Origin of the sequence: Streptomyces montanus (genome assembly GCF_005786655.1) — a bacterium.
Classification (GTDB): domain Bacteria; phylum Actinomycetota; class Actinomycetes; order Streptomycetales; family Streptomycetaceae; genus Streptomyces; species Streptomyces sporangiiformans.
In genome coordinates, this window is sequence record NZ_VBZC01000027.1 from 34,498 (window position 1) to 59,705 (window position 25,208).

Sequence of the window (25,208 nt, forward strand, 5' to 3'; positions counted from 1 at the left end):
GGGCCCGTCCCGTATGGGGCGGGCCTTTTCGATGTCCTGTCGATGTCCTGTTTCCCATGCTCCGCGGAAGTGAACGCACAGCGGCAGTCCGGCCAACTCCCCGCACAGCACTGCTCCATGGCCCGCGAAGGACCCCATACTCGCTGAGGTCCCATACGGCATCCCAGGGAGGCAGAGCATGGCCCTCACCACCCGCCGCAGAGCCCTCACCACCCTCGCCGCCGCCCTCGCGGGCAGCGTCGCGGTGCCCGCGTACGCACAGGCGAGCGAGCAGAGGCACCGCCCGCGCCCGCTGTGGCGCGCCCACGCGCACAACGACTACCTGCACCCCAGGCCCCTCCTCGACGCCCTGGACCACCGATTCGGCAGCGTCGAGGCCGACATCTTCCTCGTCGGCGACCAGCTCCTCGTGGCCCACGACCCGATTGACCTCGACCCGGCCCGCACCCTGGAATCCCTCTACCTCGACCCGCTCGCCGCCCGTGTGAAGGCCAACCACGGCTCGGTCTACCGGGGCCACCGCAAACCCATCCAGCTCCTCATAGACATCAAGACCGAGGGCGCGTCGACGTACCTCGAACTCGACCGTCATCTGCGCCGCTACCGGCACCTGTTCACGACGTACGCGCACGGCAGGGTCATCCCCGGCCCGGTCACCGCCGTGATCTCCGGCGACCGCGCGGCTCGTACGCCGATGGAGGCCCAGACCGTGCGGCGCGCCTTCTACGACGGTCGTCTCGCCGACCTCGGCAGCACGGCGCCCTCCTCGTTCATCCCGCTGATCAGCGACAACTGGACGCTCAACTTCACCTGGCAGGGCGTCGGCACGTTCCCCGCCGCCGAGCGCCAGAAGCTGCGCGGCATCCTCGCGGCGGCGCACGCGCGCGGGCAGAAGGTCCGCTTCTGGGCCACACCCGACCTGGCGGGACCGGGCCGCGACGCGCTCTGGGGCGAACTGGTGGCCGCCGGCGTCGATTACCTCAACACCGACGATCTCGCGGGGCTGGAGCAGTTCCTGGACGCCCACGACCGGGCGTAGCCCAGCGCTTTCACAGCCAGTCAACACACGTTCGGCGGACACGTCAGCCGCCCGGACCAACCCTCCGCTACGCCACACTTGCGGCCGAAAGCCGCGGTGTGGGCGTGGCGGAGGAGGTTGAACGGTGGCCATTTCCATCTCTGTGATCGTGCTGCTGCTGATCCTTGCGGTGGTCTTCATGCGTACCGGTGCACTGAAGATCCCCCACGCCCTGGTCTGCGTCATGCTCGGTTTCTGTCTCGCGAGCTCGAGCATGGCGCCGACCATCCAGAACGGCCTCACGGCGACCGCGGACATCGTCGGCAGCCTGAGACCGTGACTCGTGACCCCTGACCCGTGCGCCGCCGCACGGCGGGGCGAGCCGGTCACGGCCGGGAGAACACGCCGATCCCATTGGGCACGGGGCGCTCGGCGCCGCCGCTGGGATGGTTGCGTACGCTCACGGCAGCCGCGCCGGGCTCCCGGGCGACCAGCGTGGTGGAGCCGCCGCCGTCGAGGCTGAAGGCGTCGACGGATCCCAGTTGTCGCATGGCGGTGGCGACTTCGGCGATGGTGAGACCGGTGCGGAACTCGGGTGCCCCGTCGAGCGCGAGGAGCAGCAGCCGCCTGCCTCCGTCCGCGATGCCCGCCGCGGTCCGCACCGCCGAGGTCGCGTCGTCGAGTCCGGCGAGCGGCTCACCGCCCCTCAGGACCGGGTAGCCGCCGACGACGAACCGGTACGGGACCCATGAGGCGGCCGCCACCAGCCGGTGCCGGATCCGCACATGGTCGCCCAGGGACAGCTTCCGCAACTGCTGGGCGCCTGCCTCCCGGCCGACCAGGACCGTCGTGCCGGATGCGATGGGCCCGCTGCCGGGTGTGCCGGCCGATGCCACGACCCGGCCGTCCTTGATCGTCACCTCATGGGTGTCGGCGCTGCAGGGCGCGGCCCGGTCGGTGTCCGTGCCGCATGTGGCCCGCACCCGCGAGACGCTGCCCCAGAGCGCGGTGAACGCGCCGACCGAACCGACCGGCAGCGCGTACTGGTTGAGCCCGCCGAGCGGAAGCCGTGCCTCGGCGGTGCGCATCGAACCGTCGAGGGCCAGACTGTCGATGCGGGCCCGGCGGTCGACGCCCACGCCGAGCACGTCCTTGGTGCTCGTGCCGGGCGGCAGGGCGGGACCGAAGCGCTGACCGTCCGGCACACCCGACTTGAGCGGGAACCCGCTCGCGATCGCCGGGCCGACGGAGGCGCCGGTCGCCTCGACCCCCGGATGCTGGGTCTCGGTTATGTTGAAGAAGTCCCCGTTGACGCCTGCGACCGCACCCCGGGAGTCGGCCAGCCGTGAGACGGCGGCTCGGGCCGCCACCGCGCCGGGATGGAGGAGGTCGACGCGCACCCGGGGATCGCGGAGATCGACACTGAGCACATGGGCGTGAGCCACCCCCTTGGCGGCCGGGATATCAAACTCCGTGTACTCCACGCCCGGTGCGATCCGGCCGGTGTCCTGCGCGGCGCCGGCCGGTGGAGCCCCCACCAGGGCCGCACCGGCCAGCGCACTCCAAGCCGCGAAAACCGTCAGCGCGGTTCTGAGCCGTCCGCGTTTCACGTCGCCCCCCCTGCTGTGTCCGCTGCCTCTGCCGCCTTCTCAAGTAGCCAGGATCACAGGGGAGTTCACCACAAGGAGGTTGCCGTGACGAGGCTTATGTCCCGACAAGACGCGAACGGGTCAGAAAACGCACTCCTTCGGGCGCTTCCAGCGAGAAGCCGCTGCCCCGCCCCTCCACCACGTCGACGATCAGCCGGGTGTGACTCCACACCTCGTACTGGCTCCGCGACATCCAGAACGTCACGGGCTCGTCGATGCCCTCGACGGCCAGCGAGGCCAGCAGCACATCGGAGTCGCCCGTCCGGAACTCGCCCTCCGGATAGCACATGGGCGCACTGCCGTCGCAGCAGCCGCCGGACTGATGGAACATCAGCGGACCATGGACCGCACGGAGCCGGCGCAGTAGTTCGGCGGCGGCGGACGTCAGCTCGACGCGCGGGGCGGGTGGGGTCACCGTGCATCACTCCTCAGGGCATGCGGTCGCGACCGTGACTCAGCCAACCCCCTGCCACGTTGCAAGTAGGTTGCACCGCGGCGGGCGGCAGTGGAACGGCCTCGTCGCGGACGAGGCCGGCGACGTGGTCGGTGATCGTGTCCAGAATGCCCGCCACGGTGGTGTCGTCGCCGAGAACGAGGAAGTGCAGCGTCAGCCCGTCGGTCATGGCGGCCAGATAGCGGGCCAGCACGGGGACGGGGACACGGAGTTCGAACTTCATGGTGTGGCGGAGCTGTTCGACGAGTTCGGCGTAGGTGTCGGAGTACAGCTCGTACTGGCGTCGTGCCAGGTGCTCGAACCCCGGCTGGCGCAGTGCGTACTGCGTCAGTTCATACGTCAGCATGTGCTCGCCGGGGTTGTCGGTCACATGGTCCCAGTAGGCCTGGAAGCCGGCCCGGACGGTCTCGCGCAGGGTGGCCTTCGGCTGGATCGCTTCCTTCACCACGGTGACGTAGTGATCGGTGATCGTCGTGATGACGGACTCGATCAGGGCCTGCTTGGAGTCGAAGCAGTAGTGGAAGACGCTCAGCGACACGCCCGCCTCGGCGGCGATGGACCGGGTCGTCGTCCTGGAGACACCGTCTCTGGTCATCGCGCGGATCGCTGCTTCGGTGAGCTGCCGGCGCCGCTCGGCCGACGGCATGCGTGTCATGTGGATGTCCTTCGCTCTCGTGTCCCGCCCGCTCTCGTGCCCCGCCAGGGAAGGCGGCCGGGGCCGGCCGGATCAGATGAACTGAACCGGCCGGCCCCTGAACACTGCCACGGTGCCGTCAGTCGCGGTAGACGCCGACTTCGCTGAGTGAGTAACCCCATGAGGTGCCACGCTCCAGCCCCTGGATCCGTACATAGCGGGCCTGCACGCCGGTGAACCGCGCCGTGTCCAGGCCGCCGTCACCGGCGGTGGTGGACCATACGGACCGCCAGTCCGTGCCGTCGGTGGAGACCTCGATGCGGTACGCCTTCCCGTAGGCGCGCTCCCAGTTGAGGGTGACGCGCGAGACCTGGCTCGCGGAACCGAGGTCGAGCTTGAGCCACTGGGCGTCGCTCCAGTCGCTCGCCCAGCGCGTGTCCGGCTTGCCGTCCACGGCCCTGCCGGGGGCGTAGCTCGTGAACGGGTTCGACTCCGACGAACTGGCCGAAGCGGACGAGCTCGCGGCGAGGTTGACGCCGGCCTTGTGCTTCTCGGACGCTCCCCAGGTGTCGAGATAGGACTCGGCGCCCCGGAAGAGGTCGTCCACGACGTCCTGGCCGCCCACGAGGCGGATGTCCTCGATCCAGTCCGGGACGAGGCCGTAGTGCGAGGCGCCGTCGGTGTTGAGGTCCCAGGTGCGCTTGCCCGTGGTCTGCTTGTCGAGGACGGAGCCGCCGTCGACGCTGCGGAAGGGGTACTTCACGGGGTTCGACGTGTCCGCGCCGCGCGGGGCCGGCCAGCCGGCGATGCCGTTCATGTCCGTGCCGAAGCCGTAGCCGACGCCGTACTTGTCGCGCAGCGCGTTCGTCCGCTTCGCCTCCGCGCTGAACTCCTCGGAGGTGGGCTTCCCGCCGAGGTGCCCGGAGCCGCTCATGATCTGGGCGACGAAGCCGCCGAGTTTGTAGACCCGCTCGGTCCAGTTCAGGTCCATCCAGCTGTGCGAGGAGAGCACACCGGGGTAGGACTCCGACTCGAAGATGTCGAGCACCCGGCCGGTGGCCTTGACGCTCATGTGGTCGATCTCGAGCATCATGTTGCGTTTCATCATGCCGCGCACGGCGTACTCGCCGAGATCGGTGAGACCTCTGGTGTTGCACTGCGCGTCAGCGGCGTACGACGGGACCTTCACGCCGTCCGGGAGGTCCTTCTCGGCCTCGGGCGCCGACGCCCCTCCGATCGGGTTGTCGTGCTGGGGTCCCGTGCACTTCTCCGTCTTCCAGAAGGTGCCCGTCGACAGGAACTGCCCGACGTTGATCGCGGTGCCCAGGCCGCCCTCGTCGAAACGGACCCCGCACAGCGCGTTGTCCATCTTGTGGCACAGGAACATGCTGCGCACACCCAGCTCGTACAGCTCGTCCAGACCGCGGTCGATGTCCGCCTTGCTGCACTGCGCGACGTCCAGGACCTGCTTGCAGCCGAACGGTTCGGAGGTCTCCACCCCCAGAACGACAGCCAGCTTGCCCTGCTTGATGACCTCGCGGGCCTGCGCGCTGTCCTTGACGATCCTGAACCAGCCCTTGCCCGGGCCGCCGTACATCTCGTCGATGTAGTCCTGCATGTCGTACGTCAGCTTCGCCTGCAGGCGGATGGAGGTCATCTCGTCGCAGCTGCGGTCCTTGAAGAAGTAGACCGAGCAGATCACGCCGTTGGTGACGAGGTCGTTCACGAGCACGCGCTGACCGCCTCGCCAGGCCCGTTCGACCCAGGCGTAGTAGTTCTGCTGGTGCGTCATCGAGTCATACGCGGGCCAGTCCTTGAACGTCGGCCAGCCGTCCGGGTCGTGCTTGCCGTCGCCGCCCCTGGTGATGTAGTCGAAGATGGCGAGCGAGCCGTCGGGGTAGTGCTCGGGGCAGTCCTTGAGCGCGTCGGCTATCCCCTGCTCGGAGAACGGCTTTCCGCAGATGAGCCGGCCGCCGAAACCCTCGTTGGCCATCAGGTGGTTGTGCGCGTCGACGAACCCGCGTACTTCTCCCCGGGAGTTCGTCCCCTTGAACGGCTCGCCGGTGACGTTGATCTCGGAGTCCGGTGCGGGGCGCGCGGTGGGAACCCACCAGTCGGTACCGGCGGCGGAACTCGGCGTCGGCCCGAGTGCCATGGCCATCACGATGAGGAGCAGCGACAGAACCGTGAGCGGCCTGCGCCTGTGGTGCGGGCGTCGAATCATGGTCATCACTCACGTCCTCGGTCGGCGGACGGCGGACAGCGCGGTCGGTCAGCCAGATCGCCCAGGGCATGAACACCCCATGACGTGATTGTCATGGCCGCGCAAACAATGCCCCCGAGGATCGAGGCTGGCGTGACCGGAGTCAATAGTCCGGGACAGATGACCTGATCGCTTGTCCTGGTGCATGTCGGGTTGGCTGGTACGAACGTGACGAGGTGTCAGCCCTGTACCGGCTCAGCGTGACCAGGTCTCGGCCGCCGCAGTACCTGATGACGCCCCCGAGCCGGTGAGTGTCGTGCGGGTTCAGCGGAGCGGATGCAAGGGAGCCAGTTCGGCTGCGCCCTGACCGGTCACGATCGATTCGGCGAGGAGTCTGCCGCTCAGCGGGCCCAGGGCGATGCCCCACATCCCGTGACCGCCGCAGACATGGACGCGCGGTGAGCGGGTCGGTCCGACGAGGGGCAGCCCGTCCGCGGTGCAGGGACGTGGGCCTGCCCATTCGTCGGTGCGGCGGCTCCAATCGGCGCCGGGCAGCATGGGGCGTGCCGCGTCGATGACGGCCTGCACGCGGCGCGGGTCCGCGGGCCGGTCCGGGGCGGTGAACTCCATCATTCCGGCGACGCGTACCCTCCCCGAAGCTCTCGACGTCGTTCGAGCAGAGGGGACCCCCATGCCCATGGGTGTGCAGACCACGCGCTGGGCGGCGAAGTACGTGGGCCGAGTGGGCAGACCGTCGGCAGGCAGGGTGAAGCTGTAGCCACGGCCGGACTGGACGCGGGCGCGCACGCCGAAGGGTGCCGCCAGCCGGTTCAGCCAGGCGCCGTTGGCGAGAACGGCGACATCGGCACGCAGGTCCGTGCCGTCGGAGCCGAGTACGGCGACTTCGCTGCCGTGGTCCCGTATCCGGGCGACCTCCAGACCGTCGACGACCTTGCCACCCCGCTCGCGCACCGCGCCGGCGAGTGCCTCGACGTACGCCCCCGGGTTCAGGAAGCGCTGGCCGTGCAGCCGTACGGCGGCGCGGGTCCGCTCCGACAGCGTCGGCTCCATGGCCCGGGCCTCGGCGCCCGTCAACAGGTCGTAATCGACACTCTGGCCTGCCGCCCGTACCGCCTTCAGTTCGTCCACGAACGGCGCGCGGGCCGCCTCGGTGGTGAAGGCGATGAGGCACGGGTCGCTCGGACGGGTCGGTTCGGCGACACCGCCTTGGGCGAGGTCGTCGTAGGCGGCGAGCGCGTTCCGGTTCAGCGGAGCGAGGGCGCTCATGGCCACCCGCCAACGCCGGCTCGTGCAGTTGCGGCTGAAGGACACCAGGAACCGGGCCAGGCGCGCATCCGCCCGGGGCGGTATGTAGAGCGGTGAGGCAGGTGAGAGCAACGTGCGCAGTCCCAGCCGCAGGGCGCCCGGTTCGGGCAGCGGCACGGCGAGGGCGGGGGAGAGCCAGCCGGCGTTCCCCCAGGACGCGCCGGCCGCGACGTGCCGACGGTCGACGACGGTGACCTCGACGCCCGCCTCCTGGAGGAACCAGGCGGTTGCCAGTCCGGTCATGCCGGCGCCGACCAGGATGGCGCTGCGGGGCGGGCGCCGTACGTCGCCGCGGTGGTACGTGGTCATGGCAGGATCCCTTTCTCGGACGTCTTCGCGGCTGCGCTCGGCAGGACGGCCGGCGGCCTGCGCTCCCCGGTCCGTGTCGCCCGTTCGAAGGCGTGCCCGGCCTTGAGGACCGCCAGGTCCTGCCGGTGCGGGCCGACCACCTGAAGCCCGACGGGCAGGCCCTGCGGGGTGAAGCCGGCCGGTACGGACAGCGCGGGACAGCCGGTGGCGGAAACCAGGTAGGCGGAGCGCATCCAGTCCAGGTAGGTCTCCATCGGCGTGCCGTCGACGGCCGCGGGGTACGGGAGCCGGATGTCGAACGGGACGACCTGGCTGACCGGCAGCAGCAGGAGGTCGTACGTCTCGAAGAACTCCCGGACCCGGTGGTACAGGGCTGCACGCAGGAGTTGCGCACGCCCGAGATCCGGACCGGTGAGCCGCCGCCCCTCCCCGATGTTCCACACCACATCGGCGGCCATCTGGTGGCGGTGTGGGTCCAGCACGGCTCCGTAGGCCAGCTCCATCTGCCAGGCGCGCTCGATGAGGAACACCTCGTCGGCCCCGGACAGGTCCGGGCAGGCTTCCTCCACCACGCAGCCCAGGTCGGTGAAGACGTCGAGCGCCGGGGCGAGCGCTGCCGTCACCTCAGCGTCGACGGGCACGGCGCCGCCGAGATCGGTCGACCAGGCGACCCGCAGTCCGCGAACGCCGTCGTCCAGCGGCCCCGCAAAGGCGGAACCGGGTGTCTCCAGGGCGAGCGGGCTGCGCTCGTCGGGGCCGGCCAGGACGGACAGGGTCAGCGCGACGTCCTCCACCGTGCGGGCCATCGGCCCCTTCACCGAGATCTGCCCCCACGGCGCCTTGTCGGGCCAGGACGGAACCCGGCCGGGGGAGGGGCGCAGGCCGACGACGTTGTTGAAGGAGGCGGGATTGCGCAACGACCCCCCGGTGTCACTGCCGTCGGCGATCGGCTGCATACCGCAGGCGAGCGCCGCTCCCGCGCCGCCGCTGCTCCCGCCCGCGCTGCGGGAGAGGTCGTACGGGTTGCGGGTGGGCCCGAACACCTTGTTGACGGTGTGTGAGCCCATGCCGAATTCGGGGACGTTGGTCTTCCCGATGGTGATGGCCCCGGCGTTCTTCAGGCGCTCGACGACCAGGTGGTCCCGGTCGGGAACACGGTCGGCGAAGATCGGCGAACCGTATGTCGTACGGATGCCCGCCGTGTCGTGGAGGTCCTTGTGCGCTACGGGCAGCCCGTGCAGCGGGCCGACCTCCGCGCCCGCCACCAGTCGCGCGTCGGCTTTGGCCGCTTCCCGCAGTGCCTGGTCGGCGACCAGAGTGACGATGGCGTTCACCGCGGGATTGACGCGTTCGATCTGTTCGAGGTGGGCGGTGACGACTTCCCGGGCGGACACCTCGCGCCGCCGGATCGCGGCAGCGAGGTCGGTTGCGGTCCGGAAGCAGAGCTCATCCATGTCAGTCATGGGGTTCAAGATCTGTTTCACACCTCTCAGAACGTTTCCTTGAGCTGTACGACGGCCAGCACGCCGAAGAGCACGAAGGCCCCGGACAGGAGCACGTTCGACATGATCTTGTTCCGGTACAGCGGCTCGATCCCCCGGCGGTTGAGGAGCACCAGGAGCGTCCCGGACAGCACGGGAAGGATCAGCGATCCGACGGCGGCGTAGGTCAGCACCAGGGCCACCGGCTGCCCCAGGAAGGTGACGGCCACCGCCGCCACCGCGCAATAGGCCAGGAAGGCGCGGAAGGGCCGGCTGCTCTGTGCCATGTGGGGTGTGGCGTCGGTCTCCGGAATGCCGCGCAGGGTTCGCAGGGAGTCCGCCAGCAGGTAGGAGAGGGCGTTGAATCCGCCGACGAGGGCGCTGAGTGTCACGAAGAAGAAGGTCGCCAGGAACAGGACGCGGGCCGCCGACCCGAGGTCCGCGCCGAGCGGGTCGGCGAGTGCGGCCAGTCCGTCGTTACCGCTGATGGTGTCGCCGGTGCCGTACAGCAGGCCCGTCCCCACGACGGTGGTGCAGAGCACGAAGAGGAAGGTGACGGCGTAGCTGACCGCCGAGTCCGCGCGCATGACGGGCAGCCAACTCCGGTGCTGCCAACCCCTCTCCCGTACCCAGTAGCTGTACGAGGCGATCCCGGCAGTGCCGCCCACGCCGCCGATGAGGGCGAGCACCGTCACCACCGATCCGTCCGGCAGCCTCGGGCGCATCGTGGAGACGAGCCCCGGCAGATCGTCGGTGGTGGCGAGCATGGCCACCGCCAGGACGACCATGCCGAGGAACTTGACCAGTATGAAGGCGCTCATCACCCGCTCGAAGAGCGCGTACCGCCCGACATACACGATCGCTGCGGACACCAACGCGATCGCGACGGCCAGCGGACGCAGCGGGAGCGCCGGGAACAGCGTGGACAACGCCAGGGAGGCGACCGAGCTGAGTGCCGCTCCATAGATCAGCCCGATGACGAGGACGAACGCGAAGAACGCCGCGGGCAGCCAGCGTCCGACCGACCGCAGGCTCGCGATCACGGTCTGACCGGTTGCCATGTACAGCCGTCCCACCGCCTCGGTGAGCGAGAACTTCAGGACGACGCCGATGAGGATGGCCCACAGCAGTGCCATCCCGTACCCGGCGGCGCCCGACAGGGACGTCACCATGTCCCCGGCGCCCACGCTCGCGGCCGCCAGGACCAGGCCGGGTCCCAGGAGAGCCAGCCGCCCGCGCCGGGTGGCGGGGGCCTGTGCGGTTTCGGCCGCTTGCTGCCGAAGCTGGGTTCCTTGCGTCGCGGTCACGTCGATCATCTCCGTACGTCGTGAAGCGGGAGTCATCGGTTCGTGCGGCTCATACGGTCCGTTCGGGTCCCCGCGGTTGGAGCGGACGGGGCGGGGGCGAGAGCGCGACGCTGCGCGGAACCGTCATCGGCAGGCTCGGGCACGATGACGAAAGCGAACAAGAATCTCGGCCCAGATGACGGAATCAGCCATATGCTTGGTGCGATGGACGCACGGCAGACCGGTCCCGTGGCGGATTCGCTGGATCGGCGCATCATCAGCGCACTGCAGATCGACGGTCGGGCCTCATGGCACCGCATCGCGGCGGCGCTCGGCGAGGCCGAACGCACCGTCGTCCGTCGGGGAACGCGGCTGCTCGACTCCGGGCTGGTGCGGATCGGCGCCATGGCGCTGCACGGCCGCAGCACGGTGGTCGGTGTGCGTTGCGCGTCGGGACAGGCGCGGGTGGCCGCGAGTGCGCTGGCCCGCCGGCCCGACTGTGTCTTCACCCATGTGCTGACCGGTTCCCCGGACTGCGTCGCGGAGTTGCTCTGCCCCCGGGAACAGCTGCCGAGCCTGGTGATGGACGAACTGCCCGGGCTGCCGGGCATGGTGGAGACGTACACCCTGCCGGTGCTGCGTCACATCCGCACGATTCGCGAGTGGCACTCCGGTCTGCTCACCGACGCGGAAATCGCCGCGCTCTCGGGTCGTCACCCCTCCGATGCGTCCGCGTCGTCGCCGTCTTCCGGGGACGTGCCGTCGTCGTCCGCCGGGGATGTGCTGCCGCCCGGGGACATGGCACAGGGCCTCTCCCGCCCGGACCGGCTGCTGCTGAACGCGCTGGCCGAGGACGGGCGGTGCACCTACGAGGAACTCGGCCGCGTCGCAGGGGTCTCGGAGGCCACCGCGCGGCGGCGGCTGGGCGCGCTGCGGCGGGAAGGCAGGGTGCGCATCCGCGCCGTGATCGAGCCGGCGCTGCTCGGGCTGCCGGTGGAGGCGATGCTCTGGGTGCGCACCGCTCCGGCCAAGGCCGAGGCAGTGGCGGCGGCGCTGGCGGACTCCATCCATGTCCGGTACGCCAGCTTCGTCACCGGGGAACGTCAGATTCTGGTCCTGGCGGCGCTGCCCAGCGAGTCGGCCCTGCACGACTTCGTCACCCGGGGCCCCTGGCTGCGGGACGTAGCGTCCGTGGACACCTCGCTCGTCATCGGTTCGCTGAAACGCGGCGGCATGCTCACGCGCCGGGCGCGGGACTGACGCGACGAGTCGGTCCCCTCCGGTCCGGACGGCTCCTCGACGGACACGGCGCGGACGGGCAGCCTGCCCGGAAACCGCTTTCGCCGCGGACGCCGCGCCACAGGCCGAAGAAGCGCGCGGGCCCTCGACCGCATCGGCGGCCCCGCTGTCCCGTGTCGGTGTCGCCGGCCAGGGGTTTCCCGCCTCCCGGATCGGAAAACGCGGAGGCTATTGTGGCGAGGCGAATCGAACGTGAGCAAGGTGGCGGAGGCTGGCTGTGTCGGACGAGGGGCGACTCGTCGCCGGGCGGTACCGGCTGACCGAGCAGATCGGCCGTGGCGGCATGGGCACCGTGTGGCGCGCCGAGGACGAGGTCCTGGGCCGCCAGGTCGCGGTCAAGCGACTGCACGCACAGGCGCACCTGGCCGACGAGGAGCTGGCAACTCTGTACGAGCGCACGCGGCGTGAGGCGCGCAGCGCCGCCCGTATCGCACATCGCAACGTCGTCGTGGTGCACGACGTCGTGGACGACGAGGGGCTGCCCTGCATCGTCATGGAGTACATCCCCACGGGCACGCTCGGTGAGCTGCTCCGGGGCGGCCGGACCGTCCCGCCCGAGGAGGCGGCCCGCATCGGTCTAGGAATGATCGCCGCTCTGCGTGCCGCCCACGAGGCCGGAGTGCTGCACCGCGACGTCAAGCCCGGCAACGTACTCCTCGCCGCCGACGGCCGTGTGGTACTCACCGACTTCGGCATCGCGATGACGGTCGGGGCCTCGACGCTGACCAAGACCGGCGAGATGGTCGGATCGATCGACTACATAGCGCCGGAGCGGATGCGGGGCCGCAAGCCCGGACCGGCCTCGGACCTGTGGGCGCTGGGGGCGACGCTCTACCAGGCGGTGGAGGGACGGCCCCCGTTCCGCAAGGGCACGGCGATGGAGACGGCGTACGCCATCGCCGTCGACCCACTGGAACCGATGAAACAGGCCGGACCGCTGGAGCCTCTCATCGAGGCGCTGCTGGTCAAGGACCCCGACGAGCGGCCGTCTGCCGAGCAGACGGAGAACGCCCTGCGGGCCGCCCGGTCGGGTGCGACGGAGACGACGGTAGTTCCGCTGACGTCCTCGGCCTCGCGCGCGTACGCGGCCGGGCGTGACGAGGGCGCAAGCCCGGTGACCGGCTCGGCGACAGACGCGACGACGGGCCCGGTGGCGGGCTCGGCAGGCGGGGGGCGTGCGGCGCCCCCACCCTCCACGGGCACCGGCCGTGGCCGCGACCGGAACCGGGGCTCCAAGCGCCGCGTCCCGCTCTGGGGTGTGGTGACGGTGCCGGTGCTGGCGGCGGCGGTCGTCGCGGGCGGGCTGTACGCGACCCGGGACGACGGCGGGGAGAAGGGCGGCAACGCCGACCGCACTACGCAAGACCCCTCTGCCCCCACTGCACCGACTTCCGCGCCCCCGCCGGTGCCCGAGGGGTTCCACCTGGTCAAAGTGAAGGACCTGGGTATCTCCTTCCCCGTTCCGGACGGCTGGACGGCCGCCCGGAGGACGGCCGAGGAGGTCAGCTACAAAGACGAGGCGGGCCTGGCCGAGATCACCATCGGCGTCGTGGACCCGGCCGGCTCGCACCCCTTGGAACACTTCAAGACCATCGAGGCGAACACCAAGGTCAACTACCCGACGTACCGGAAGCTGCGCATGCAGAAGACCTCGTTCCGCGGGCAGCCGGCGGCGGTGTGGGAGTTCACCTTCCAGGGGCGGGCGCGGGCGTTCCGCGCGATCGACCTCGGCTTCGGCCGGGAGGGCGGCAAGGAGTACGACCTCTACCTCTCCGCGCCGGATCTGGAGTGGGCCACCCACCGCCCCGTCTTCGACAAAGTCAGGGACGGCTTCATCACCACTGGCTGAACGGACCGACGGGACCTGAACGGACCGGCGGGACCTGAACGGACCCGCGGGAGCCGAACGGACCCACGGGACTTCAACGGACCTGCGGGACTTGAACGGACCCGCGGGACGGAAACCGGCGCGGCTGACGGAAATCGACGACCTTATTGACCTGGTGTGTTCGCCACCTAAGGTCTGGCCGATTTACCGAACCGCGTTCGAAATATCGAGCATCTCTCGATGTGCCCTGACGCAGCATGTCCCTCCCACCCCCCGCGGCAGAACAAGCCCGTCGCCACTCCCACGCAGGGCACCACGGGCCTGCGTGACCCGTACATCCTGCGCAAGCAGGACGGTACGTACGTCGTGCTCGCCACCGACCTCAAGGGCACCGACTGGAGCCAGCAGAACCAGTACTTGCACGTCTGGGAATCGGCCGATCTGCGCAGCTTCACCAACTACCACCGCGTGAAGATGCACGACATGCCCACCCACAGCTGGGCGCCCGAGGCCTTCTGGGACGCGAGCCGCAACCAGTACGGCATCATCTACTCGGCCGTGAACGGCGGCCACGACGTGATCATGGTGAACTACACCACTGACTTCCAGACGGTGTCGGCGCCGCAGGTCTTCTTCGACCCCGGCTACAGCGTGATCGACGGCACCATGGCCATGAACGTCAACGGCATGAACTACCTGTACTTCAAGGACAGCGGTAAGCAGCAGCTCGTGGGCGCTCGTTCCACGACCCTGAAGCCGGGCAGCTTCCAGATCTACAACACCGGTGTCGCCCACGGGGGAACCGAGGCACCCATCCTCGTCAAGTCCCAGACCTCCAGCACCTGGTACCTCTGGGGTGACACCTACACCCCCAACGGCGTCTTCTACGCCTGGCAGACCACCGACCTCGCCTCCGGCACCTGGACCCCGGTCGACCAGCGCGTCTACACCCAGCCGGTGAACTCCAAGCACGCCACCATCCAGCCGATCTCGGGTGCCCAGTACGACAGTCTCGTCGCGCACTACGGAAAGCCGGCCTGGAACCGGCTGAAGTCCTACAACTTCCCGGCCCGGTACGTCCGGCATGCCAACTCCATCGGCCGCATCGATCAGTACCCGTTCGACCCTTTCACCGACTCCGAGTGGAAGATGGTGCCGGGCCTGGCCGACCCGTCCGCCGACAAGACCGCCGGCCTGGCCGACTCCACCTGGTCGTCCTTCCGCTCGTACAACTTCCCCGACCGCTACATCAGGCACTCGAACTACGTACTGCGCATCGACCCCATCACCACCGCGACCGACCGGTCCGACGCGACCTTCTCGGTCGGCTCCTGAGGCTCAACTCGGCTCAACTCGACCAGGACCTGTTCGGGGCTGCCGGCGGATCGCACCGTCGGCAGCACGCTGGAAAGACGGTGGGCCCCATCCGGCGATGCAGCCCAAGCCTGTGATCCAGCTCAGCGTCGCACGCCGCAGCGCCCCGGCGCGGTGGGCCGGGGCGCTGCACGGGAACTGAGGTACGGGGAGGAGCGTCGCAAACCGCTCAAGGGCCGGGCGTGTGCTCAGCCCGGTCGGCGCCCGGTGGTGGAGTCGTCGTCGGGGTCGACACCGGTGAAGGCGGAGTCGTCCTTCGTGCCGCTGGGACGCTGGGAGCGGCCCTTGCGGCCGGTGTCCCGCATGCCTTTCTCGGGACGCTCGGCCTGACTCTCGCCACGTCGCGAAGTGCTCTTCGCGGTGTCACCGGGCACGGACTTCTTCTCCTCCCGGGAGGCCTTCCTGCCCTTCCCGCGAGGTGGCGCGTGCTCTTCCGCCTGGAAGGAGCGGGAGGCGCTGGGGTTCTCCTGCTGGCGAGTTTTGTCCACGTCGGGCGACCAGCCGTGCTGCTCGGTGTCCTGGTGACGGCTCGGTCCCTCGCCGCGCGAGCTCTGTGGTCTGGGTTTCTTTGGCATTGCCGACCTGCCTGTCCGGAGTCGGAAAGGACACTGCGAGGTGCCCGCACATATCTGGCAATTCTCTCATTTCGGACCGTCATCGGCATGGGCGTCGGCGTCTGTAGGTCAGTGGGGCGAGATGTGGGGCGCGATGTGGGGCGAGATCCCTGAAGCGCCGCCCGCAGGCCTCCGACCTGGCCTATCTGACAGCAATCGCCACTCATGCGAGTGACGTGAGGGATTCGTGTCGACGTCCGCGGGCGTGCTTGTCCGACCATCGCATTCGGCGCCGGGTGCGTCAGTGTCGAGGGTCGCAGCAGCCGCGGGAGGGTAGCCATGCGCATCTTGCTCATCGCCAGCGCGTACAACAGTCTCACCCAGCGCGTTCACGCCGAACTGCGTGACCGCGGGCACGCGGTGTCCGTAGCGGTCACACCGCGGGGCCCGGACGTCCGGCGGGCCGTGCTCCGGCACCTGCCCGACCTGGTCGTGGCACCCATGCTCAAGACCGCGATCCCCGAGGACGTCTGGACGGCCCACACCTGCCTCGTCGTGCATCCGGGGCCGGTGGGAGACCGTGGGCCGGCCTCCCTGGACTGGGCGATCCATGAGGACGCCGCAACATGGGGCGTCACCGTGTTGCAGGCCGTGGGGGAGATGGACGCCGGTCCGGTGTGGGCGAACGTCGAATTCCCCGTGCCGCGGCCGCGCGTCGCCAAGAGCGACCTGTACCGGAACGAGGTCTCCGACGCCGCGCTCGCGGCAGTCCTGCTCGCCGTCGACCGCTTCGCCTCCGGCGACCACGTCCCCCAGCCCCAGCCCCAGCCCCAGAGCGGACCCTCGGGGTCACATGCCGTGGCGGTACGTTCGCGGCCTGCCATGCGTCAGGAGACACGCGGGATCGCCTGGGGCGAGGACTCGACGGAAACGGTTCTTCGCAAGCTGCGGGCCGCCGACTCCCAGCCCGGGGTACGGGACGAACTGCTCGGCGGCGCTTGGTACCTGCACGGCGGCCACGCCGAGGACGGACTGCGAGGCCGCCCCGGTGACCTGCTGGCCACCCGCGCCGGTGCGATCTGCCGTGCCACCACGGACGGGGCGGTATGGATCCCCGAGATGCGGGCCGTCGCCGTCCCCGGCGCACCCCGCGCCTGCAAGCTGCCCGCCACCTCGGCACTGGCCGGCCGTCTGCCGAGCCTGCCGGATCTTCCCCCGCCGCTGACGGTGCCCGAGGGGCGCAGGACCTGGACCGATATCCGGTACCGGGAAGACGGCCCGGTCGGCTTCCTGTCCTTCTCCTTCCCCGGCGGGGCGATGAGCACCGGACACTGCCGCCGCCTGCTGGACGCCTACCGTGAGGCGTGCTCACGCCCCACCGCCGTGCTGGTCCTGGGCGGCAGCCGCGACTTCTTCTCCAACGGCATCCACCTGAACGTCATCGAGGCGGCGGCGGACCCGGCTGCCGAGTCCTGGGCGAACATCAACGCCATGAACGACCTCGTCGAGGCCGTCCTCACCACCACCGACCGGCTCGTGGTCAGCGCACTCGGCGGCAACGCGGCCGCGGGCGGCGCCATGCTGGCCCTGGCCGCGGACGAGGTGTGGTGCCGATCCGGCTCGGTGCTCAACCCGCACTACCGGCGCATGGGCCTGTACGGGTCGGAGTACTGGACGTACACCCTGCCCCGCAGGGTGGGCGGCCCCATGGCACGGCGGCTCACACAGGAGGCCCAGCCGGTCACCGCGGCCGCGGCGCTGGACATGGGGCTGGTCGACCGGGTGATCGACTGCGGTCCGCAGGACTTCGGCGCCCAGATCACCCGAATGGCCGCGCGGCTGGCGGACCTGCCCGCCACGCAGCTCCGTGTCGCCGCCAAGAAGGCCGAGCACGAGCGCAGGGAGGCCGTCACTCCGCTGTCGGTGTTCCGGGAGCGGGAGCTCGCACGGATGAGCCGCACCTTCACCGATCCAGAGGCGCCCTACCACGCACTGCGCAGGGCGTTCGCCCGCAAGGAGCCGAGTGAGGGTGCGCTGGAGTGCCCGCTGGACGGCCCGTCGGACGGCCCGCTCGACGGCCCGTCGGGCGGCCCGCTGGACGGCCCAATGGACGGCTCGTTGGAGGGACCGGTGGAGGGCCATTTGGACGTCCTCCCGGATGCGGTGGCGGCGGAACGAGCCGACGGTTGACGGGAACGAAGACCGGTATGCATCTTTTGTCGCGAACCTCCCCAGGAGGCGTCTTTCATGAACGCAGCAACGCCGACCACGGTCGAGGAGCCCGGCGAGGCCGGTGCGCTCGCCGATGAGGAGTCACCGATCCACATCCTCTGGATCAACGCCGGACTCAGCTGCGACGGTGACTCGGTCGCCCTGACGGCGGCGATGCAGCCCAGCATCGAGGAGATCGCCCTCGGCGCCCTGCCGGGTCTGCCCAAGATCGCGGTGCACTGGCCGCTGATCGACTTCGAGTCCGGTCCGGTCGGCGGCTCCGACACGTTCATCGAGTGGTTCTTCAAGGGGGAGCGTGGCGAGATCGACCCCTTCGTGCTCGTGATCGAGGGGTCCGTGCCCAACGAGGCGATCAAGCGGGAGGGCTACTGGTGCGGCTTCGGTGACAACCCGGAGACCGGCCAGCCCATCACGACGAGCGAGTGGATCGACCGGCTGGCGCCCAAGGCGCTGGCGGTGGTCGCGATCGGCACCTGCGCCACGTACGGCGGTATCCACGCCATGGCGGGCAACCCGACCGGCGCGATGGGCGTGCCCGACTACCTGGGCTGGGACTGGACGTCGCGCGCGGGCATCCCCATCGTGTGCGTGCCCGGCTGTCCCATCCAGCCCGACAACTTCGCCGAGACGTTGACCTACCTGCTGTACCAGGTCGCGGGATCGGCCCCGATGATCCCCCTGGACGACAAGCTCCGCCCGACCTGGCTGTTCAGCGCCACGGTGCACGAGGGCTGCGACCGGGCCGGCTACTACGAGCAGGGCCAGTTCGCCACGACGTACGACTCGCCCAAGTGCCTGGTGAAGATCGGCTGTTGGGGCCCGGTCGTCAAATGCAACGTGCCCAAGCGCGGCTGGATGAACGGCATCGGCGGGTGCCCCAACGTGGGCGGCATCTGCATCGCCTGCACGATGCCCGGCTTCCCGGACAAGTTCATGCCGTTCATGGACGAACCGCCCGGCGCCAAGGTCTCCAGCACCACAAGCGGCGCGTACGGCGCCGTGATCCGCAGACTCCGGACCATCACGGCCCGCACGGTCGACAAGGAGCCGAAGTGGCGGCACACCGGCCGGAAGATCACGACGGGTTACCGCCCTCCGTGGTGACCCCGCGTCACCAGGCCCCGACACTCACTCTCCCGCTCGACCGATCTGACTCCGCTCGACCGACCTGACTCCCGCTGGAAGACCTGACGAAGGGCATCGCACACGCCATGGCAACCTCGACGAAGACGACCGGTGACGGCTCCGGCCTGGTGGAGATGGCCTGGGATCCGATCACCCGGATCGTGGGCAGTCTCGGCATCCACACGAAGATCGACTTCAAGCAGAAGCGGGTTGCCGAGTGCTACAGCACTTCGTCGGTCTTCCGCGGCTACAGCGTCTTCATGCGCGGCAAGGACCCCCGCGACGCGCACTTCATCACCAGCAGGATCTGCGGCATCTGCGGTGACAACCACGCGACGTGCTCGGTGTACACGCAGAACATGGCGTACGGCGTGAAGCCGCCGCACCTCGGCGAGTGGATCATCAACTGCGGTGAATCGGCCGAGTACATGTTCGACCACAACATCTTCCAGGAGAACCTGGTCGGGGTCGACTACTGCGAAAAGATGGTGCGCGAGACCAACCCGGGCGTACTCGAACTCGCCGAACGCACCGAGGCGCCGCACGCCGGCGACCACGGCTACCGCACCATCGCCGACATCATGCGGTCCCTCAACCCCCTCGAGGGCGAGTTCTACCGGGAAGCGCTCCAAGTGAGCCGCTACACCCGGGAGATGTTCTGCCTGATGGAGGGCCGGCACGTCCATCCCTCCACGCTCTATCCCGGAGGCGTCGGCACGATCGCATCGGTGCAGCTGTTCACCGACTACCTCACCCGCCTCATGCGCTACGTGGAGTTCATGAAGCGCGTCGTCCCCCTGCACGACGACCTCTTCGACTTCTTCTACGAGGCGCTGCCCGGCTACGAGGAAGTCGGCCGCCGACGCGTGCTGCTGGGCTGCTGGGGAGCGCTCAACGACCCCGAGTACTGCGACTTCACCTACGCCAACATGACGGACTGGGGGCGGCGCATGTTCGTCACCCCCGGCGTGATCGTGGACGGCAAGCTCGTCACCAACGACCTCACCGAGATCAACCTCGGTATCCGCATCCTGCTGGGCAGTTCGTACTACGAAGACTGGGCGGGCCAGGAGCAGTTCGTCACCCATGACCCGCTCGGCAACCCGATCGACCCGCGCCACCCGTGGAACCAGCACACCATCCCGGCCCCGCAGAAGCGGGACTTCGCCGACAAGTACAGCTGGGTCATGGCCCCGCGCTGGTTCGACGGCAAGGAGCACCTGCCGCTGGACACCGGCGGCGGCCCCCTCGCACGTCTGTGGTCCACCGCCCTGTCCGGCCTCGTCGACATCGGCTATGTGAAGGCCACCGGGCACAGCGTCCAGATCAATCTGCCCCGCACGCTGACCAAGCCGGAGACCACCTTCGAGTGGAAGATCCCCCAGTGGAGCAACGCGCTGGAGCGCAACCGCGCCCGCACGTACTTCCAGGCCTACGCGGCCGCCGTCGCGCTGCACAGCGCGGAGAGGGGACTGGAGGAGGTACGCGCGGGACGCACCCAGACCTGGGAGAAGTTCGAGGTTCCCGACGAATCCATCGGCGTCGGCTTCACGGAGGCGGTGCGCGGCGTCCTCTCCCACCACATGGTGATCAGGGACGGCAAGATCGCCAACTACCACCCCTACCCGCCGACCCCGTGGAACGCCTCCACCCGCGACGACTACGGGACACCCGGCCCGTACGAGGACGCCGTGCAGAACACGCCGATCTTCGAGGAGAACTCTCCGGAGAACTTCAAGGGCATCGACATCATGCGCACCGTGCGCAGCTTCGACCCTTGTCTGCCGTGCGGCGTCCACATGTACGTCGGCGACGGCAGGACCGTGAAGTCGATGCACGTGCCCACCGGGCTGAGCGGTCTCGCCGGATGAGCGCGCCGAACGCGGAGCAGGCGGGCCTGCGGGTCGAGGAGGTGCTCGACCGGCTGGCCGCCACCGGCGACACCGAGGTGTGCGCGGCGGCCGAGGAACTCGTCCGCGTCCTCATGGAGTTCTACGGCGCCGGGCTCGCCCGCGTCCTCGAACTCCTCCGCGGTCCCGCGGACCAGCCCTCCGGGCCGGCGCTGAGCGCGCTGCTCGACGACGAACTCGTCGCGAGCCTGCTCGTCCTGCACGGGCTGCACCCGGACGACGCACCCACCCGTATCGCGCGGGCACTGCGGAGCGTCCCGCACCCCGTCGAGCACACCGGATTCGACCCCGCGACCGGGGTGCTGCGCCTGCGGGCCACGAGTTCAGCCGGCTGCGGCTGCCCCAGCACGCGGGAATCCGTCAGACAGGCGGCGGTGGACGCGCTCGCGTGTCTCGCCCCCGAGGTGACCGGGGTGGAGATGGAGACGGAGGTCTCCTCCCGCGAACCGGCCCTGCTCCAGATCGGCTCCGGGCCGCCACGCGTCGAGGCGGGCCGCCGCGCGGCGGACGCGGTCCGGTGAGCGCGCCCCAGGCCGGCTCCGTGCGCTTCCGGCCTTCCCCGGAGGCGCGCGGCCTGCGCCGCTTCACCACGCCCCGCACCCCGCGCCCCGAACAGTGCGAACTGTGCGGGGCACCCCTCGCGGACCAGAACCACCGGCATCTCGTCGACACCGAGAAGAGGGCCCTGGCCTGCGCCTGCGGCCCTTGCGCACAACTGCTGGACCGGTCGGGCGGCGGGCCGCGGGGCGGCCGCTTCCGCGCGGTCCCCGGCCGCTGCCTGAGCGACCCCGGGCACCTCATCGACGACACCGCCTGGGAGCAACTCCGCATCCCCGTCGGGGTCGCCTTCTTCTTCCGCAACTCCGCACTCGACCGGCTCGTCGCGCTCTACCCCAGCCCGGCCGGCGCCACCGAGAGCGAACTGGACCCGTCGTCCTGGCAGACCGTCCTGGCCGGGACCCGGCTGGCCGAACTGATGGAACCCGACGTCGAGGCCCTGCTGCTGCGCCGCCAGTCCGGCCGCAGTGAATGCTTCCTGGTGCCCATCGACGTCTGTTACGAACTGGTGGGCCGCATGCGACTGCACTGGCAGGGGTTCGACGGCGGCGCCGAGGCCCGCGCCGACCTCGACGCCTACTTCACCCACCTGCGCGACCGCGCCCGGGACGTACAGGGGAGCGGCAGGCCGTGACCGAGTTCTCCTTCGACTGCACCGGCGTTCGCGCCGACGCGTACGCGGCCGGACCGACCCTCGTGTTCCGGCTGCGCGTCACCGCCTCCGCCGGTGCCGCGGTTCACGCGATGGCGCTGCGCTGCCAGATCCGTATCGAGCCCGCCCGCCGCGGATACGACGACACGGAGGCCGAAGCGCTGGGTGACCTGTTCGGCGAACGGTCGCGGTGGGGCAGCAGCCTCAACCCTGTGCAGTTCGCCCAGGTGGCGGTGATGATCCCCGGATTCACCGGCGAAACCGAGACGGATCTGGTGGTGCCGTGCACCTACGACATGGACGTCGCGGCCAGCCGCTACCTCCACGCCCTGAACGAGGGTGATGTGCCGCTGCTGATGCTGTTCTCCGGAACGGCCTTCACCGGTGCCCGCGGCTTCCAGGTGGAGCCCGTGCCCTGGGACAAGGAGGTCGTGCACCGGATGCCGGTGAAGACCTGGCGGGAGATGATCGAGCAGCACTTCCCCGGCTGCGGCTGGATCCGGCTGCCCCGGGACGCCATGGACGAGCTGCTCGCCTACCGGTCGCGGCACGCACTGCCCTCATGGCAGGCGACCGTCGAGACACTCCTCGAAGCGGCGAAGGAGAGGCCCCCGTCGGGACAGAACGAGAGGTCCCAGTCGGGACAGAACGAGAGGTCCCCATCGGGGCACAAGGAGAGGCCCCGATCGGGGGAGAGGACTCCTTCGGGGGAGAGAACACCATGACCACGACCGCGGCCGCCTTCACCCCCGACACCGAGGCCCGGCTCGCCGTCGCGCGGCGGGTCGCCGACGCCGTCCTCTTCGAGGGCTATGTGCTCTACCCGTACCGGGCGTCGGCCGCCAAGAACCGGCTGCGCTGGCAGTTCGGCGTCCTGGTGCCCCCGGCCTGGAGCGCGGCGGCCGAGGAGCACGACTTCCAGCACACCGAATGCCTGATGGAACCGAAGCGGGACGCCACGCTCGCCGTCGAGGTCCGCTTCCTGCGTGCCCAGCGGCGCATCGTGCAACGAGCCCTGCCCGACGGCGACTTCGAGACGGTGAGCGAACTGCGCCTGGACGACCGGGTCCTGGTCCCCTGGGACGAGGGCCTGGAGGAGACCGTCACCCACGTCGTCCCGGTGGATCAACTCCCGCAGGACGGGACTGTGTTCGCCTTCACCCGCCCCGCGGCGGAGGAGATCGAACCGGTCACCGACACCGCCGGGCGGACCGTCGGGCGGCTCGTCCGCCGCTGTGAGGAGATCAGCGGAGCCGTACGGCTCTCGGCGGCCGAGCTGGAGGGGCCCTACCGCACACGGCGGCTGCGCGTGGTCGTGGAGAACACCAGCGCGTGGCTGCCCGACAGCGGCGCCGCCCGTGACGCCGCCCTGCCGTACTCACTGATCGCCAGTCATGTCCTGCTGCGCCTGGACGGCGGGAACTTCCTGTCCATGACGGATCCGCCGGAGTGGGCGAAGGGCGCCGTCGCCGCCTGCCGCAACCTGCACACCTGGCCCGTGCTGGCGGGGGAGCCCGACCGTGCGGACCTGGTCCTCTCCTCACCGATCATCCTGGAAGACCACCCGGCCATCGCCCCCGAGAGCCCCGGTCCGCTGTACGACGCCACCGAGATCGACGAGATCCTGGCCCTGCGTACCGCGGCGCTGACCGACGAGGAGAAGCGCGAGGCCCGGGGAACGGACGCACGGGCCGCCGCCGTCATCGATCTGGCCGACTCCATGCCCCCGGAGGTCCTGGAACGGCTGCACGGAGCGGTGCGCGGACTGCGGGAGGCCACCAGAACCGGGAGCGAGGGGGCCGAACCGGCCGTCGTCCGCCCGGACACCCCGTGGTGGGACCCGGGCAGTGATCCCGGAGTCGACCCCGCCCACGACCACGTACTGGTCGACGGCCGGACCGTACGCGCGGGCAGCCGCGTCGTACTGCGGCCCCGACTGCGTCACACCGACGCTCAGGACCTCTTCCTGAGCGGTCGCACCGCACAGGTCGAGGCCGTTCTCAAGGACGTCGACGGAGGGGTGCACATCGCGGTGACCGTCGAGGACGATCCGGGCGCCGACATCCGCCGGGAGCAGGGCCGTTACCTCTACTTCCAGCCCGACGAGATCGAACCCCTGGGGGACACGTGACCGGCCCCGCGGCACCATGCCCCCGCACCCTGGTCGCGGGCATCGGCAACATCTTCCTCGGCGACGACGGCTTCGGCGTCGAGGCGGCACGGCGGCTGTCCCAGGAAGACCTGCCTCCGGACGTGGAGGTCGCCGACATCGGTGTCCGCGGTGTCCATCTCGCCTACCAGGTACTCGACGGGTACGACAGCCTCGTCCTCATCGACGCGACGGCGCGGGGAGGCGAGCCGGGAACGCTGTACCTGATCGACGCCGGGGCATCCGGCAGCCGCCGTACGGTCGAGAACGTCCCGCTCGACGGACACCGGATGACACCGGACACCGTGCTGGCCCTGCTCGACACCCTGGGCGCGGCGACCGGGGCGCGGCCACCGCGCCGCATCCTGGTCGTCGGCTGCGAACCCGCCGACGTCGAGGAAGGGATGGGGCTGAGCCCACCGGTCACCGCCGCGGTGCCGGAAGCGGTGCGCATGGTCAATGAACTGGTCCGACAGGAGGCCGTCGTATGAAGCACCACAGGCAACAAACGATGAAGGCGAGCAACATCATCGGAGGCGCCGCTGCCGCCACCGCCCTCGCTGCGATGGTCAAGGCATTCATGCCCGACCTCCGGCGCTACCTGCGCATCCGCAGGATGTGACACCCACGTCGAAGGGGCGCCGGGGCACTGGTGCACCCAACGGCGTACGCAGCCGTGGGGTTCCGGCGTGGCTGTCGGTCCGGCCTCGGGACCCCGTCATGTAATGGGCGCCGGACAGGCGGCCGCCGCGCAGGACGGAGAGGCGATGCACGAGATGTCCGTCGCGCTGGCGGTGATCGACCAGGTCGAGCAGGCGGCGCGCGCCGAAGGCGCCCACGGGGTGACACAGGTGCGGCTCGAGATCGGCGAGTTGGCCGGCGTGGTCCCCGAGGCGCTGGCCTTCTGCTTCGAACTCGCCTGTGCCGACACCGCCCTGGAGGGCGCGGAACTGATCACCCGGACCGTCCCCGGCACGGCCCGGTGCGCCCGCTGCCGGACCACATGGGAGGTCGGGATGCCTCCGCAACTGCTCTGTCCCGACTGCGGCGACGCCGCCGGCGAGCTGGTCTCCGGCCGCGAGCTGCGGATCTGCGAGGTGGGGTGGGCCGATGCCCCACCGGCAGCACGCGAGCGTACCCGCGCATCGATCAACGAGGAGAGCTGAC

23 protein-coding genes are annotated in these 25,208 nt (G+C 70.0%); 15 read left to right on the forward strand and 8 right to left on the reverse strand.

From position 1 onward, the window contains the following. The first annotated feature begins 178 nt into the window (after positions 1-178). Together FE633_RS24145 and FE633_RS24150 are read left to right on the forward strand one after the other, a co-directional pair. Entirely contained in the window at positions 179-1,039 is an 861-nt protein-coding gene (locus tag FE633_RS24145; RefSeq protein WP_138047277.1) for a phosphatidylinositol-specific phospholipase C/glycerophosphodiester phosphodiesterase family protein, read from the forward strand. Between the two features lie 124 nt (positions 1,040-1,163). Continuing rightward, positions 1,164-1,358, forward strand: coding sequence for a hypothetical protein (locus FE633_RS24150; protein ID WP_119103858.1), 195 nt, complete (start codon positions 1,164-1,166; stop codon positions 1,356-1,358). Positions 1,359-1,404: 46 nt separating this feature from the next. Here FE633_RS24150 and FE633_RS24155 read toward each other — a convergent pair whose 3' ends face one another. The 7 genes from FE633_RS24155 to FE633_RS24185 form a co-directional block, all read right to left on the reverse strand. Further along, the gene (locus FE633_RS24155) at positions 1,405-2,628 is read right to left on the reverse strand and encodes a phosphodiester glycosidase family protein (RefSeq protein ID WP_246113804.1); all 1,224 of its coding nucleotides are present in this window, start codon (positions 2,626-2,628) and stop codon (positions 1,405-1,407) included. Between the two features lie 94 nt (positions 2,629-2,722). After that, positions 2,723-3,082, reverse strand: coding sequence for a DUF779 domain-containing protein (locus tag FE633_RS24160; protein ID WP_138047278.1), 360 nt, complete (start codon positions 3,080-3,082; stop codon positions 2,723-2,725). A gap of 13 nt (positions 3,083-3,095) precedes the next feature. Continuing rightward, positions 3,096-3,776 carry a TetR/AcrR family transcriptional regulator gene (locus FE633_RS24165; protein WP_138047279.1) on the reverse strand — a complete coding sequence of 227 codons (681 nt, stop codon included), beginning with the start codon at positions 3,774-3,776 and terminating at the stop codon, positions 3,096-3,098. 118 nt (positions 3,777-3,894) lie between these two features. Further along, on the reverse strand, positions 3,895-5,985 hold the full coding sequence (locus tag FE633_RS24170) for a galactose-binding domain-containing protein (RefSeq protein ID WP_138047280.1): 2,091 nt from the start codon (positions 5,983-5,985) through the stop codon (positions 3,895-3,897). 297 nt (positions 5,986-6,282) lie between these two features. Beyond that, a complete protein-coding gene (locus FE633_RS24175) occupies positions 6,283-7,593 on the reverse strand; it encodes an NAD(P)/FAD-dependent oxidoreductase (RefSeq protein ID WP_138047281.1) in 1,311 nt (436 codons plus the stop codon). Next, a complete protein-coding gene (locus FE633_RS24180) occupies positions 7,590-9,056 on the reverse strand; it encodes an amidase (RefSeq protein WP_212747269.1) in 1,467 nt (488 codons plus the stop codon). Before FE633_RS24180 ends, FE633_RS24175 begins: the two co-directional genes overlap by 4 nt. A 26-nt stretch (positions 9,057-9,082) precedes the next feature. Next, on the reverse strand, positions 9,083-10,390 hold the full coding sequence (locus tag FE633_RS24185; RefSeq protein WP_138047282.1) for an Nramp family divalent metal transporter: 1,308 nt from the start codon (positions 10,388-10,390) through the stop codon (positions 9,083-9,085). Positions 10,391-10,585: 195 nt separating this feature from the next. Here FE633_RS24185 and FE633_RS24190 point away from each other — a divergent pair, with 195 nt between their 5' ends. From FE633_RS24190 to FE633_RS24200, 3 genes are all read left to right on the forward strand, one after another. Then, entirely contained in the window at positions 10,586-11,620 is a 1,035-nt protein-coding gene (locus FE633_RS24190) for an Lrp/AsnC family transcriptional regulator (protein WP_138047283.1), read from the forward strand. Positions 11,621-11,876: 256 nt separating this feature from the next. Continuing rightward, entirely contained in the window at positions 11,877-13,508 is a 1,632-nt protein-coding gene (locus FE633_RS24195) for a serine/threonine-protein kinase (protein ID WP_138047284.1), read from the forward strand. A 219-nt stretch (positions 13,509-13,727) separates the two neighbouring features. Next, positions 13,728-14,822, forward strand: coding sequence for an AbfB domain-containing protein (locus tag FE633_RS24200; RefSeq protein WP_138047285.1), 1,095 nt, complete (start codon positions 13,728-13,730; stop codon positions 14,820-14,822). 227 nt (positions 14,823-15,049) lie between these two features. Here the strand turns inward: FE633_RS24200 and FE633_RS24205 are convergent, their stop codons facing one another. Then, complete coding sequence (locus tag FE633_RS24205) at positions 15,050-15,436, reverse strand: hypothetical protein (RefSeq protein ID WP_138047286.1); 387 nt, start codon at positions 15,434-15,436, stop codon at positions 15,050-15,052. 318 nt (positions 15,437-15,754) lie between these two features. On the opposite strand from FE633_RS24205, the gene FE633_RS24210 reads away from it, so the two are divergent. From FE633_RS24210 to hypA, 10 genes are all read left to right on the forward strand, one after another. Further along, positions 15,755-17,605 (forward strand): hydrogenase maturation protein, encoded by a 1,851-nt coding sequence (locus tag FE633_RS24210; protein ID WP_138047287.1) that lies wholly within the window; start codon positions 15,755-15,757, stop codon positions 17,603-17,605. 57 nt (positions 17,606-17,662) lie between these two features. After that, on the forward strand, positions 17,663-18,751 hold the full coding sequence (locus FE633_RS24215; RefSeq protein ID WP_138047288.1) for an NADH-quinone oxidoreductase subunit B family protein: 1,089 nt from the start codon (positions 17,663-17,665) through the stop codon (positions 18,749-18,751). A gap of 107 nt (positions 18,752-18,858) precedes the next feature. After that, on the forward strand, positions 18,859-20,643 hold the full coding sequence (locus tag FE633_RS24220) for a nickel-dependent hydrogenase large subunit (protein WP_138047289.1): 1,785 nt from the start codon (positions 18,859-18,861) through the stop codon (positions 20,641-20,643). Further along, positions 20,640-21,203: a hypothetical protein gene (locus FE633_RS24225; RefSeq protein WP_138047290.1), complete on the forward strand. Its 564-nt coding sequence runs from the start codon at positions 20,640-20,642 to the stop codon at positions 21,201-21,203. The genes FE633_RS24220 and FE633_RS24225 overlap by 4 nt, the downstream gene beginning before the upstream one ends. Then, positions 21,200-21,874 carry a DUF5947 family protein gene (locus FE633_RS24230; protein ID WP_246113805.1) on the forward strand — a complete coding sequence of 225 codons (675 nt, stop codon included), beginning with the start codon at positions 21,200-21,202 and terminating at the stop codon, positions 21,872-21,874. The genes FE633_RS24225 and FE633_RS24230 overlap by 4 nt, the downstream gene beginning before the upstream one ends. Continuing rightward, complete coding sequence (locus FE633_RS24235; protein WP_246113806.1) at positions 21,871-22,617, forward strand: DUF6084 family protein; 747 nt, start codon at positions 21,871-21,873, stop codon at positions 22,615-22,617. Before FE633_RS24230 ends, FE633_RS24235 begins: the two co-directional genes overlap by 4 nt. Further along, a complete protein-coding gene (locus FE633_RS24240) occupies positions 22,614-24,023 on the forward strand; it encodes a hypothetical protein (protein WP_138047291.1) in 1,410 nt (469 codons plus the stop codon). The genes FE633_RS24235 and FE633_RS24240 overlap by 4 nt, the downstream gene beginning before the upstream one ends. Then, complete coding sequence (locus FE633_RS24245; RefSeq protein WP_138047292.1) at positions 24,020-24,532, forward strand: hydrogenase maturation protease; 513 nt, start codon at positions 24,020-24,022, stop codon at positions 24,530-24,532. Before FE633_RS24240 ends, FE633_RS24245 begins: the two co-directional genes overlap by 4 nt. Next, a complete protein-coding gene (locus FE633_RS49270; RefSeq protein ID WP_281291249.1) occupies positions 24,529-24,663 on the forward strand; it encodes a DUF6893 family small protein in 135 nt (44 codons plus the stop codon). The genes FE633_RS24245 and FE633_RS49270 overlap by 4 nt, the downstream gene beginning before the upstream one ends. A 145-nt stretch (positions 24,664-24,808) precedes the next feature. Continuing rightward, the gene (gene hypA / locus FE633_RS24250) at positions 24,809-25,207 is read left to right on the forward strand and encodes a hydrogenase maturation nickel metallochaperone HypA (RefSeq protein ID WP_138047334.1); all 399 of its coding nucleotides are present in this window, start codon (positions 24,809-24,811) and stop codon (positions 25,205-25,207) included. The last annotated feature ends 1 nt before the right edge of the window (position 25,208 follow it).

Excerpts from the sequence above, each read along its gene's own strand:
- FE633_RS24145 (WP_138047277.1), top strand. The coding sequence starts at position 179 with ATGGCCCTCACCACCCGCCGCAGAGCCCTCACCACCCTCGCCGCCGCC.
- FE633_RS24240 (WP_138047291.1), top strand. The coding sequence starts at position 22,614 with ATGACCACGACCGCGGCCGCCTTCACCCCCGACACCGAGGCCCGGCTC.
- FE633_RS24220 (WP_138047289.1), top strand. The coding sequence starts at position 18,859 with ATGGCAACCTCGACGAAGACGACCGGTGACGGCTCCGGCCTGGTGGAG.
- FE633_RS24215 (WP_138047288.1), top strand. The coding sequence starts at position 17,663 with ATGAACGCAGCAACGCCGACCACGGTCGAGGAGCCCGGCGAGGCCGGT.
- FE633_RS24185 (WP_138047282.1), bottom strand. The coding sequence starts at position 10,390 with ATGATCGACGTGACCGCGACGCAAGGAACCCAGCTTCGGCAGCAAGCG.
- FE633_RS24170 (WP_138047280.1), bottom strand. The coding sequence starts at position 5,985 with ATGACCATGATTCGACGCCCGCACCACAGGCGCAGGCCGCTCACGGTT.
- FE633_RS24200 (WP_138047285.1), top strand. The coding sequence starts at position 13,728 with ATGTGCCCTGACGCAGCATGTCCCTCCCACCCCCCGCGGCAGAACAAG.
- FE633_RS24165 (WP_138047279.1), bottom strand. The coding sequence starts at position 3,776 with ATGACACGCATGCCGTCGGCCGAGCGGCGCCGGCAGCTCACCGAAGCA.
- FE633_RS24225 (WP_138047290.1), top strand. The coding sequence starts at position 20,640 with ATGAGCGCGCCGAACGCGGAGCAGGCGGGCCTGCGGGTCGAGGAGGTG.
- FE633_RS24210 (WP_138047287.1), top strand. The coding sequence starts at position 15,755 with ATGCGCATCTTGCTCATCGCCAGCGCGTACAACAGTCTCACCCAGCGC.
- hypA (WP_138047334.1), top strand. The coding sequence starts at position 24,809 with ATGCACGAGATGTCCGTCGCGCTGGCGGTGATCGACCAGGTCGAGCAG.
- FE633_RS24190 (WP_138047283.1), top strand. The coding sequence starts at position 10,586 with ATGGACGCACGGCAGACCGGTCCCGTGGCGGATTCGCTGGATCGGCGC.
- FE633_RS24180 (WP_212747269.1), bottom strand. The coding sequence starts at position 9,056 with ATGACTGACATGGATGAGCTCTGCTTCCGGACCGCAACCGACCTCGCT.
- FE633_RS24205 (WP_138047286.1), bottom strand. The coding sequence starts at position 15,436 with ATGCCAAAGAAACCCAGACCACAGAGCTCGCGCGGCGAGGGACCGAGC.
- FE633_RS24175 (WP_138047281.1), bottom strand. The coding sequence starts at position 7,593 with ATGACCACGTACCACCGCGGCGACGTACGGCGCCCGCCCCGCAGCGCC.
- FE633_RS49270 (WP_281291249.1), top strand. The coding sequence starts at position 24,529 with ATGAAGCACCACAGGCAACAAACGATGAAGGCGAGCAACATCATCGGA.